General features: G+C 31.7%; 12 protein-coding genes. 8 read left to right on the top strand and 4 right to left on the bottom strand.

Translation table 11 applies throughout. The features are described from left to right. Window positions 1-2: 2 nt before the first annotated feature. Entirely contained in the window at window positions 3-836 is an 834-nt protein-coding gene (locus tag CLU82_RS06745; protein WP_100842367.1) for an AraC family transcriptional regulator, read from the bottom strand. Window positions 837-966: 130 nt separating this feature from the next. Here CLU82_RS06745 and CLU82_RS06740 point away from each other — a divergent pair, with 130 nt between their 5' ends. Beyond that, window positions 967-2,139 (top strand): MFS transporter, encoded by a 1,173-nt coding sequence (locus tag CLU82_RS06740; protein ID WP_100842366.1) that lies wholly within the window; start codon window positions 967-969, stop codon window positions 2,137-2,139. A gap of 328 nt (window positions 2,140-2,467) precedes the next feature. Here the strand turns inward: CLU82_RS06740 and CLU82_RS06735 are convergent, their stop codons facing one another. Further along, window positions 2,468-4,012, bottom strand: a complete 1,545-nt coding sequence (locus tag CLU82_RS06735; RefSeq protein ID WP_100842365.1) for a ribonuclease E/G — start codon at window positions 4,010-4,012, stop codon at window positions 2,468-2,470. Between the two features lie 365 nt (window positions 4,013-4,377). Then, entirely contained in the window at window positions 4,378-4,668 is a 291-nt protein-coding gene (locus CLU82_RS06730) for an HU family DNA-binding protein (protein WP_035634379.1), read from the bottom strand. A 133-nt stretch (window positions 4,669-4,801) separates the two neighbouring features. On the opposite strand from CLU82_RS06730, the gene mutY reads away from it, so the two are divergent. From mutY to gldD, 6 genes are all read left to right on the top strand, one after another. Continuing rightward, window positions 4,802-5,839: an A/G-specific adenine glycosylase gene (gene mutY, locus CLU82_RS06725; RefSeq protein ID WP_100842364.1), complete on the top strand. Its 1,038-nt coding sequence runs from the start codon at window positions 4,802-4,804 to the stop codon at window positions 5,837-5,839. 76 nt (window positions 5,840-5,915) lie between these two features. Next, a complete protein-coding gene (locus tag CLU82_RS06720; RefSeq protein WP_232735227.1) occupies window positions 5,916-6,719 on the top strand; it encodes a tetratricopeptide repeat protein in 804 nt (267 codons plus the stop codon). Between the two features lie 36 nt (window positions 6,720-6,755). Then, a complete protein-coding gene (locus tag CLU82_RS06715; protein WP_157813333.1) occupies window positions 6,756-7,925 on the top strand; it encodes a hypothetical protein in 1,170 nt (389 codons plus the stop codon). Window positions 7,926-8,040: 115 nt separating this feature from the next. Beyond that, window positions 8,041-8,481, top strand: a complete 441-nt coding sequence (locus tag CLU82_RS06710; protein WP_100842361.1) for a single-stranded DNA-binding protein — start codon at window positions 8,041-8,043, stop codon at window positions 8,479-8,481. A 23-nt stretch (window positions 8,482-8,504) separates the two neighbouring features. Continuing rightward, the gene (locus tag CLU82_RS06705) at window positions 8,505-9,800 is read left to right on the top strand and encodes a gliding motility-associated protein GldE (RefSeq protein WP_100842360.1); all 1,296 of its coding nucleotides are present in this window, start codon (window positions 8,505-8,507) and stop codon (window positions 9,798-9,800) included. Between the two features lie 8 nt (window positions 9,801-9,808). Continuing rightward, complete coding sequence (gene gldD / locus CLU82_RS06700) at window positions 9,809-10,372, top strand: gliding motility lipoprotein GldD (RefSeq protein WP_100842359.1); 564 nt, start codon at window positions 9,809-9,811, stop codon at window positions 10,370-10,372. A 204-nt stretch (window positions 10,373-10,576) separates the two neighbouring features. Here the strand turns inward: gldD and CLU82_RS06695 are convergent, their stop codons facing one another. Then, complete coding sequence (locus tag CLU82_RS06695) at window positions 10,577-10,957, bottom strand: heavy-metal-associated domain-containing protein (RefSeq protein ID WP_100842358.1); 381 nt, start codon at window positions 10,955-10,957, stop codon at window positions 10,577-10,579. A 102-nt stretch (window positions 10,958-11,059) separates the two neighbouring features. On the opposite strand from CLU82_RS06695, the gene CLU82_RS06690 reads away from it, so the two are divergent. Continuing rightward, window positions 11,060-11,926 carry a DMT family transporter gene (locus CLU82_RS06690; protein ID WP_100842357.1) on the top strand — a complete coding sequence of 289 codons (867 nt, stop codon included), beginning with the start codon at window positions 11,060-11,062 and terminating at the stop codon, window positions 11,924-11,926. Window positions 11,927-11,937 lie beyond the last annotated feature (11 nt).

Genomic DNA, 11,937 nt, shown 5'->3' with positions numbered 1-11,937 from the left:
TATTATAATTCTCTAACAGCGCTAGGTTTTATGTTTCTTTGTTTTTTAAAATAATTTGAAAGATGGCTTTCATCGGTGAAACCAAATTCAAAAGCAATTTGCTTCATCGATAATTGCTTGTTCAAAATTCTTTTTTCTATTAGTTTTACTCTCAGTTTGTTACTGTAATCCCTGTAGCTTATTGAAAAATTCCGCTTGAAATAAGTGCCAAAATAACTTTGAGAAATATTAAAATGTTCTGCGATAGTTTTAATTTGAATCAGTTTTGGTTTGTAAATATTTTGATGAATATAAGAGATAATCTGGTCGTTGTCTATTCCAGAACCTGTGATTTTGATATTCTGTTGTTGCAGACTTTCTTTTATCAATCCAAAAATGGATAAGATTTGGTAAAATATAATTGGTGAAGTTGAAATATTGGCTTTACAATTGTAGGCCCTTATATTATCAATGGTGTTTTTTAATATGCTTGCGCAAGTTTCATCAAGTTTTAGCACATTTTCTTTGAGTGATTTATCACGCATGATATTCTCTGGAGTATTGAGCAGGAATTCGTCGCAAGTTAGTTTTCTATTTGAATTAAAATAGGTGTCAGTAAATTTTATAAAGAAAAACCGAGTTGTTTTTTTAATGTCAAAATAGTGCTCATCATCGGTTGAGATTACAAATAAATCTCCAGATTGGTAGTGAAGCAAATTGTTGTTTAGTTCATGAATTCCGCTGCCTTTGATAATGTAAATAATCTCGTAATAGGTGTGACTATGTGTAGGGAGGTGATATTTGTCTTCCTCAAATTCATCAATCACTAAAGTATCAAATTGATTTAATGTTTTCATAACCTATAATTGCAAGTTTATGTTGTAAAATTACAATTTATTTGGAATTATTTTAAATAAATTTGCAATGTAAAATAGGCGTTGATATATTAATGATGCAACGTTAATTAATAATCTTTTTTAGGATAATATGAAAAAAAGTTTGCTCTCACTCTCTTTGGGTGGTTTAACAATAGGAATTACAGAGTTTGTGATGATGGGGATTTTACCTGATGTTGCCTCTGATTTGAAAGTTAGTATTCCAATCGCTGGATATTTAATTTCGGCTTATGCACTTGGCGTTGTCATTGGTGCGCCTTTATTGGTCATTGTTGCTCGAAATTATCCACCGAAGAAAACGCTTTTAATATTGGCGGCTATGCTCGCTTTCTTTAACTCTTTGTCGATAATTGTACCCAATTACGAATTCTTTTTTTTAACTCGATTGTTGTCTGGATTACCTCATGGTGCTTTTTTTGGTGTAGGAGCGGTAGTTGCTAGCCGCCTTGCTGACAAAGGAAAAGAAGCTCAGGCGATATCGATTATGTTTGCTGGATTAACGATTGCTAATCTTATTGGAGTACCAATAGGAACTTATGTAGGTCATCATTTTTCTTGGCGTTTCACTTTTGCTTTGATTGGTCTTTTCGGGATTCTTACCTTTATTTCTCTTTATTTTTGGATGCCAAATCTACATTCTAATGATAAAGTATCAATGAAAAAGCAAATGAAACTTTTTAAGAAAGTTGAGGCATGGCTGGTGATTTTGATAACTGCCATTGGAGTAGGAGGTTTGTTTTGTTGGATTAGTTATATTGCTCCTTTATTAACTGATATTTCTGGTTTTGATGCTGCCGAAGTACCTTATATTTTGATATTAGCTGGTGCAGGAATGGTTGTTGGTAATGTTATTGGAGGTAAATTAGCGGATACATTTCCACCTGATAAAACACTTATTACTTTGTTTTTACTTATGGCTTTGGATTTAACAATGGTTTATTTCTTTTCTTCTAATCCTTATATTAGTTTGTTGTTAGTTTTTACGACGGGATGTGTTTCGTTTACTTTTATTGCGTCAATCCAAATGCTGATGATTCAGATTGCGGTTGGTGCCGAGATGATTGCTTCGGCAGCGATACAAGCTTCATTTAATATAGGGAATGCCTTGGGAGCTTTTTTAGGTGGATTGCCTTTGATAGCTGGATTTAGTTATGCATCGCCTAATTTAGTAGGAATAGGGATGTCCTTAATGGGAGTTTTGTTTACTGTAATGTTGGTACAACGTCAGAAGACAATGTTGAAACTACAAGCTGTCAAAATTTAATAAATGACTTTATTTCTATTTACAAGACATAAAAAAATCGCCTTTCTCATCTCTGAGAAAGGCGATTTTTTTATAACAACTTTTAATTTTTGGTAAATATATTATTTGCTGTTTTGAAAACAAATGCCCTAGCCCAGATAGTAGCGGCATCCTTTTCCTTTTTCTTTAAAAAGGAAAAGATATAGCGGATAGTTGGAAATAGCTCCTAATGCTATTACTTAAAATAGCTACAAGTAAGTTTTGTTACTTTCGATATGAGATTACTTAGTTCCTCGCAACGAGAATAACCCACAAAAAAACCGCCAATCTCACGAAAGGCGGTTTTGTTTTATTCTGAAATAACATTTCCTTTTTTGTCATAGAAATGATATTCTAAATACGTGTAAGCGTCACGTGGTATGATTTTTACCCATTTTTTGTGTTCAAAAAACCATTTTGAACGCAATGATGGAAACCCTTTACTGAGGTAAGCAGCCACAAATGGATGTACATTAAGTACAACTTTATTGTGGGTTTTTAAAACTCTTTCCAGATCAGAAGTAATTTTGTCAATGATTAATATTGGTGCTTCAATTTCACCATTTTCATTGTTTGGATCTTCTTCTCTTGTTTTTATGTTAACTTCTGGTCTTACGCGTTGTCTGGTAATTTGGACCAACCCAAATTTACTCGGTGGTAAGATTTTGTGTTTTGCTTTATCGTCACTCATTTCTTCCCTCAGGAAGTCGAATAAGACTTTACGATTTTCGGGATTAGACATATCGATAAAATCAACGACTATGATTCCGCCCATATCTCGAAGACGTAATTGTCTTGCGATTTCGGCTGCTGCAATCATATTGACTTCCATGGCTGTATCTTCCTGATTGGTAGCTTTATTAGAACGGTTTCCACTGTTTACGTCTATAACGTGTAAAGCTTCAGTATGTTCGATAATAAGATAAGCTCCTTTACTCATGGAAACAGTTTTTCCAAATGAAGTCTTGATTTGTCTCTCTATATTGTATTTCTCAAAAATAGGAGTGTCTTTAGACTGATAGAACTTAACAATTGATTGTTTGGAAGGTGCAATTTCCTGCACATAATCCTTTGTTTGTTGGTACAACTCTTCATCATCTATCTGAATACCACTAAAGGTATCATTGAATACGTCTCTTAATATTGAAGAAGCTCTATTAAGCTCTCCTAATATTTTGGAAGGATGATGAGCAGTTGGTAATTTTTTACACATTGCATTCCATCTGCTAAGCAGGTTCTGCAAATCTTTTTCTAATTCTACTGTGGTTTTGCCTTCGGCTACTGTACGAACAATAACGCCAAATCCTTTTGGTTTGACTGATTGTACAAGACGTTTCAAACGTTCCTTTTCTTTTTTGTCTTCTATTTTTTGTGATATAGAAACTCGGTCAGAAAACGGAACCAAAACAATAAATCTTCCTGCTAGAGAAAGCTCAGCGCTTAATCTTGGCCCTTTGGTCGATATTGGTTCTTTGACGACTTGTACCAAAACAGATTGATTAGCACTAATTACATCTGTAATAGTACCATCTTTATCTATTTCTTTTTCAAACTGAAAGTTCTTTAGGGAAAAATCTTTTATTTTACCTGCGCTTACAAGTTTTATGAATTTCAGTTGGGAAGCTAAGTTTGGTCCTAAATCGTGATAATGTAAAAAGGCATCTTTTTCGAAGCCTACATTTACAAAAGCAGCATTAAGTCCAGCAACAGGTTTTCTTATTTTGGCAATAAAAATATCACCTACTTGAAAATTGCTTTTCTCTTCTTCTTTGTGTAATTCAATTAGTTTTCCATCTTTTAATAAGGCAAAATCTACGAAATCAGAACTAGATCGAATGATTAATTCTTTATTCATTTGTAAATTTTTATCCGTGAATAGGTTGTCGGTTATAGGTTGTCGGTTGTTTGGAAAAATCCATTAACAATTAACTACCAACCATGAACTTTTCAAGGATGGATTAAACAATATTTGAACAGGTTTGTTTACCCGGTGGACTAGACAATAAGCATCAATTTTTGGTCTTCCAACTTTTGATCTTCGACTTTTGACTAAATCCGATTTCAATGAACTTAAAAAAGAAAAAAGTAGTTTAAAACTACTTTTTCTTTTTGTGACGGTTAGCTCTCGCTCTTTTTTTACGTTTGTGCGTCGCTACCTTATGTCTCTTTCTTTTTTTACCACTTGGCATATCTAATAGATTTTATGATTAATTAATAGTGTTATTTTGCTTCGTTGTTTACTTTAACCCCTTCAACAAAAACTTTTGCAGGTTTAAAAGCTGGAATGTTGTGTGCTGGAATTTTGATAGTGGTATTTTTGGAAATATTTCTTCCAGTTTTTTCAGCTCTTGTTTTAACGATAAAACTACCGAAACCTCTTAGGTAAACATTGTCACCAGTTTCAAGTGAATTTTTAACTTCGTTCATAAAAGTCTCTACAGTTGCTTGAACATCACCTTTTTCAAGACCTAATTTTTCTGAAATCTTCGCTACGATATCTGCTTTCGTCATTTTCTTTCCTTTTTATTATGTTGTAATAATTTTTTTGAGTGTGCAAATATATGAATTTAAAAAACAATTAATCAACCTAAATCGTTAAAATTTAATTACATAAACATTTACTTTTGTTTTCTAAAATATTAAGATGAAATTCTCTAACACGCTAATTGATTGGTACTTGCAGAATAAGCGGGATTTACCATGGCGAAAAACAACCAATCCTTACCCAATTTGGCTCTCAGAAATTATGTTACAACAGACAAGAGTTGCGCAAGGAATGCCTTATTTTTTGTCTTTTACGACAACTTTTCCAACTGTTTTTGATTTAGCAAATGCACATGAAGAACAAGTTTTGAAACTTTGGCAAGGATTAGGGTATTATTCCCGTGCTCGAAATTTGCATAAAACGGCGCAAATTGTAGCTCAAGAAATGGGAGGTGTTTTCCCAGATAATTATTCAGATCTGTTAAAACTAAAAGGAATTGGCGAATATACTGCGGCAGCTATAGCTTCGTTCTCTTATAATGAATGCGTTCCCGTTGTCGATGGAAATGTATTTCGAGTACTTTCACGTTATTTTGATATAAAAACTGATATTGCTCAAGCCAGCGCCAAGAAAGAATTTGCTGCTTTAGCTTTTGAGCTCATGCCAAAAGACAATCCGGCACAATTCAATCAGGCTATAATGGAATTTGGTGCGCTACAATGTGTTCCCAAAAATCCAGATTGCAGTATTTGTGTTTTTAATGATAGTTGTGTTGCTTTGGAAAAAGGAATTGTTGATCAGTTACCAGTGAAGTCTAAGAAGACAAAAGTTCGAAATCGCTACTTTAATTATATAATAGGTATAGACGATAAGGAAAACACCTTAATCCAAAAGCGTACAGCCAAAGGAATCTGGCATAATTTATATGAATTTCCTTTGATAGAGACGGAGAAAGTAGAAGATTTTGAGATAATTGCTCCCCAGATTCAGAATTTATTTCCTGATGGAAATAAAGTTATGAGCTTGCTAGAATATAATTCCGAAAGTATAATTCATAAACTTTCGCACCAACATTTGCATATCAAGTTTTGGAAAGCGAGTTTAAAAGGAACTCTTGAAAAGGGAATTGATCTCAAGACCGTCAAAACATTTCCGTTTCCAATAGTAATTCATAATTTTATTGAAGAGAAATTATAAAGTAAAGTAGTAAGAATATATTTGTTTTGATTTACAGGTAAGATTTTTCTATCTTTCAAAAATAAAAATCATCACATTGAAAAAAATCTTCCTCTTACTAAGTCTTCATTTTGGAATGTTGACATTTGCACAAATTAATCCTGAAACAATTAAGAAAAATCAAGAAGCTATAATAGAAGAATTCGTTACCAATTGTGCCGAAAAGCACAGTTACACTTATGAAATGTCAGAATGGCAACATTGTCTAGATACCGGTTTAAAAAAAGACAGTACGATATCTTACTTATGGCAACAAAAAGCAATGCCTTATTTTAAAGCCAGAAAATATGAAATTGGTATGGTGTATTTAGATAAAGCTGTAGAATTAAATCCTGAAAAACATCAAGCATACCGAGCTTTTATTAAATGTATTTTTGTTAAAACCTATAAAGAATCCATTTTAGATTTTGAGGATTGTATTAAAAAGTTTGGAAATAATTATGTAATGGATCATACCTATAATTTTTATATTGGGTTGTGTTATTTGCAACTCAATGAATTTTCTAAAGCCGAAAAACTTTTTAAAGATTATAATGATGATATTTTCAGAAACCGACAAGGATTAGAACATCCTACGGCTTTATTTTATTATGGAGTTTCAAAATATGAACTAAAAAAGTGGGAAGAAGCTATTATTGTTTTTGATAAAGCATTAAAACTATATCCTAATTTATCGGATGCGAAATTTTATAAAGTGATTTGTTTAGTTCGTTTGGATAAAAAAGAAGAAGCTAAAAAATTATATGAAGAAGCAAAACAAGACGGGAAATCGGGTTATACTATTAATGAAGATAATGTTGTTTATGAAACTTATCCTTATCAAGTGCGGTGGAAGTCTTAAAACTATATTATGTTGAATGTTAATAATAAACAAAATATGAAATCAAAACAATTCCTAATAATCAGATTACTTCTTATTTCGACTCTTTCATTTGCTCAAACCAGCCCTTTAATAGTTCCTGCAAATGTAATTTTGCCAAAAGATACTTTGGTAGCCAGTCATCTTATAAAATCTTTAAATGGTTTTTTGATACAAAAAGAAAGTCCAAACAAAGAGAATATTTTTGTTTTGAAAGAAGATTTGCTGGAAACTTCTATTCTTTTGGATGAAATGAAAGGAATTGAGAAAAGTGCAAAATTCAAAGATGATAATTTCTACAAAAGCTACTTGAATAATATCGTGCAAATCGATAAAAGTAATTTTATAATTCAGCTATCATATATAGGTATAAATGAAAACATGCCAATCTTGGTTGCCAGCTTTGAGATATTGGCCAAATATAAGGATGATAAGTTTTATTTTTTATCGCCTTTGAAACGGAATACACTTTCTTGGCAAACCAAAAAAATAGGAAACAGTATTTTTTATTTTAAAAAAGAATTAAATACAAAAGTCGCTACAGACTATGTTAAGGATGTAGCTTTATTTGATAAAAAGCTAAATGCACCAGAAAATAGCATTGTTTGGTATGGTTGTAATGACATGCTAGAAGTGATGCAAAATATTGGTGTGTTGTATAAGTTAGAGTATAATGGGCATTCTGTTGGTACTATTAATGCCATTGAAAATCGAACTACTTTATTGGTTAACGGAACATATAACACCAATTTTAATAGTTTTGATCCCCACGATTTGTGGCATGAAAGAGCGAGAAATGCAATTCAAAAAAATCTAATTAATAAACCTGTTGATGAAGGTTGTGCTTATTTATATGGTGGAAGTTGGGGGATTAGTTGGGAACAAATTCTTAAAACATTCAAAGAGAAAGTAGCTTCGAATCCCAAATCTGATTGGCTTAGTTTGTATGATGGATTTTATAATTTTGGTGAAAGCAAAGAGAAACATTTAATCGTGAGTTACTTAATCAACGCTTTAATCGTTGAAAAAATTGAAAAAGAAAAAGGATTTCCTGCTGTTGTTGAATTACTAAGTTGTGGGAAATACGAAAAAGGTAATGATAACTATTTTAAAGTATTGGAGAAATTAACAGGAATCAATAAGGTCAATTTTAATGAGCAAGTTTGGATTTTGATTAAAAAAAGATAAGTAGTAAAGTTGAATAGTTTGAGATGAAGTTGATTTCTTGTGGAATATATTTGCTAAATCCAATAAAAGCAGATTTCAAAAAATAATGTACCTTTGATAGAAATACCACACAATCATGAATGGATCATTAAACAAAGTGATGCTTATAGGTCATCTTGGCGAGGATGTTAAGATGCATTATTTCGAAGGAGGAAACTGCATTGGGAGATTTCAATTGGCTACAAATGAAGTTTATATCAATAAAACGACTAACGAAAAAATTGTTTCTACAGAATGGCATAATTTGGTAGTGCGTAATAAAGCCGCCGAAATTTGTGAAAAGTATCTTTCAAAAGGAGATAAGATATATGTGGAAGGGCGTATTAAATCAAGACAATGGCAAGCAGAAGATGGTTCAACAAAGCATACTATGGAAATCCAAGTAACCGAGTTTACTTTTTTGACTACCAAAAAAGATGCGGAAAGTAATAAGATATTAAATTCTTCGGAATCCACAAAAAACACTAACTTTGACCCTCAAAATAACGACTTGCCAATCAATGACTTGCCGTTTTAATTGTTTAACTAATTTTTACAAATTTGGACCCAGAGCCCAGTTTAGAGATTGCTTCTCAAGTTGATTTTACTTTAATATTCGGTTTTATCGGAATTATTATTTTGTTGTTTTTTTCCGCAATAGTTTCAGGCGCCGAAGTAGCTTTGTTTTCCTTATCACAAAAAGATTTAGAAGATTCTCTTTTAGAAAATAATTCAAAAGGAAAAATTATAGCAAGGCTTTTAGAAAAACCAAAAAAACTTTTAGCAACATTACTTGTCGCTAATAATTTCATTAATATCGGCGTGGTAATTTTATTCTCTTTTGTTGGGAAAGATATTTTTGCAGCCATAAATTCTCCTGTTTTAAAATTCATAATCGAAGTGATTTTAGTGACTTTTCTATTATTACTTTTTGGTGAAGTTTTACCAAAAGTATATGCCAGCAGAAACAATGTGAAATTTGCTCAATTGATTGCCTATCCTGTTTCTGGATTAGATAAGGTTTTATCGCCTGTAAGTATACCTATGCGTTCTGTTACATTATTTTTGCAAAATAAATTGGGTAAACAAAAAACAAATTTCTCTGTAGATCAGCTTTCACAGGCTTTGGAATTAACTGCTACAGATGAAACTTCAACCGATGAACAAAAGTTATTGGAAGGAATTGTTTCTTTCGGTAATACTGATACTAAACAAGTAATGAGTCCGAGAATTGATGTTTTTGCTTTGGAAATTACGGAGTCTTTTGCGTCAATTTACCCTAAAATTATTGAAAAAGGATTTTCGAGAATTCCTGTATATCGCGATAATATAGATCAAATTGAAGGCGTTTTGTTTGTTAAAGATTTACTTCCTTATATTAATGATGTAGAATTTGATTGGATAACTTTATTAAGAGAGCCCTTTTTTGTTCCAGAAAATAAAAAATTAGATAATTTGCTCAAAGATTTTCAAAGTATGAAAAGCCATTTGGCAGTTGTTGTTGATGAATACGGAGGAACATCTGGATTGGTTTCATTGGAAGATGTTATAGAAGAGATAGTTGGTGATATAAGTGATGAATTTGATGATGCGCCTGTTAATTTTTCTCAAATTGATGATAGAAATTATATTTTTGAAGGTAAAATAAATCTAAAAGATTTCTATAGAATTATTGATGTTGATGAAGATTTATTCGAGGAGAAAAAAGGCGAAGCTGAAACGTTAGCAGGATTTATTTTGGAGCTGTTGGGTAATTTCCCTAAAAAAGGGCAGAAAATAGTTTTTGAAAACTGTACGTTTGTCATCGAATCTGTAGATCAAAAACGTGTCAAACAAATTAAAGTAACGATTGAATAAAATACAAAATGCTTAAAAAAATTACCGTTCTAGTTGTGTTTTTTGCATTCTTCTTATCTGTAGTAGGGTGTAAAAATGATGTTTTACCTAAACCTTCCAGTTATTTGCGACTAGATTATCCAGAAGCCGAATATATTGGTTTTAAAAGTAATTGTCCATTTGAATTTGATGTGAACTCCAAAGCGATTGTAAAAGAAGATAAAGGTTGCGGATATTCAATTACGTATCCAAAGATGAAAGCGACAATATATATTACATACAAATCAGTAAATGGAAATATAAATAAGTTGTTAAGAGATGCTCAAAAATTGACATATGAGCATGTTATAAAAGCGGATGATATATTGGAACAGCCATTTATAAACCCAGATAAAAAAGTATATGGGATGTTTTATCAGGTAGACGGAAATGCGGCAACCAACTCTCAATTTTACGCTACTGATAGCGTTAAACATTTTGTTACTGGTTCAGTTTATTTTTATACTAAGCCTAATTTTGATTCTATTATGCCAGCAGCAAGTTATGTGAAAAATGATATGCAGCGTTTGATGGAAACTTTGAAGTGGAAATAGTTTTATGTTGCAGTTTGAAGAATATAGTTTTCAGTTTGAAATCAAAGTCATTGCGAGGAACGAAGCAATCTCACTATAAATAGGTCACAGTTTTTTTATTCGAAATAAAGCAACAAAAAAGCCAAAAGCTAAGAATTCAGCTTTTGGCTTTTTTTATAATTGAATTGTGAAAATTGAAGTAATTTGTCTCAACAATTTAGTCAATTAAGACTTCATATTACTCACTTTATATGTTTTTCCGTCTCCTGTAGCTTGAACAATTTTAGTTAAACTTTCTGGAGTTTGAATTGTTTTGTCAAATGTTACAGTAGCCAGTTTTTTGTCAAAATCTACTTTGGCGGTTTGTACTCCGTCTAAAGCTGTTAATTCTTTTTGAATTGTTGCTGCACAACCTATGGCGCAAGTCATTCCTTCGATAGTGAAGCTTGCAGTTTGAAGGTTTGCAGCTGCAATTTCTTTTTTAACTTTTGGAGCAGTAGTTTCTGTTGAAGCTGTTTCAGTTTTTACTTCAGTTTTGTTGTCTTTGCAACTCACTAACGATAAGCTGGAAAGTGCCATAATTGCGATTGATTTTGTGAAATTCATTATGATGAGATTTTAATTGATTTAAACTTATTTGATGCAAAATTAATTAAAAAAGAAGCTGTAATTGCTAAAATTATTACAATTTTGTACAAAATTAGATTTATGGTGTCAAAGCAGCTGAAGTGGATGTATTTGTTTATTCTTTCTTTAATTTGGGGGAGTTCATTTATATTGATAAAAAAAGGATTAGTTGGATTAACCGCTTTTCAATTGGGTTCTTTACGAATTATTTTTGCGGCACTTTTTCTGTTTTTAATTGGTTTTAAAAGTTTGTTTAAAATCCAAAGACACCAATGGAAATTTATTGCATTGACTTCTCTGTTTGGGACTTTTATTCCAGCCTATTTTTTCGCAATTGCCGAAACTCAAATTGATAGTTCTATAACTGCTATTTTAAATTCTTTAACGCCTTTAAATGCTCTGATAATTGGTGCTACTTTTTTTGGAATTACTTTTCATAAAAATCAAATATGGGGAGTAATCGTAGGGCTTGTTGGATGTTTGCTTTTAGTATTTAATGGTGCTGTCAATCATCCGGAACAAAATTATTATTTTGCTATTTTAGTTTTGATTGCCTCTATTTGTTATGCGATAAACGTTAATCTGATTAAAAGATATTTGTCAGATTTGACTTCCTTGAGTATTACTACAGGCAATTTTTTAATATTACTTTTTCCTGCTTTGGTGATTTTGTTTTTTACCGATTTTTTTGAAGTTGTTCACGTCGAAAAAGTACAGCATTCACTTTGGTTCATATTAATTTTAGGAATCGTAGGAACTGGAATTGCGAATGTGATTTTCTTTAAACTCATCCAAATTTCATCACCAGTTTTTGCAACATCGGTTACGTATTTGATTCCTGTCGTCGCTATTTTTTGGGGATTATTGGATAATGAAGTGCTAACTTCTGTTCAGTGTATTGGTGCTTTTATTATCTTAATTGGCGTTTATTTATCGGCCAAGAAATAGTTTTTTAGCCA

This window comes from Flavobacterium sp. 5, assembly GCF_002813295.1.
Taxonomy (GTDB): Bacteria; Bacteroidota; Bacteroidia; order Flavobacteriales; family Flavobacteriaceae; genus Flavobacterium.
Note: the sequence above shows the minus strand (reverse complement) of the source record. Positions and strands in the feature narration are given on the sequence as shown.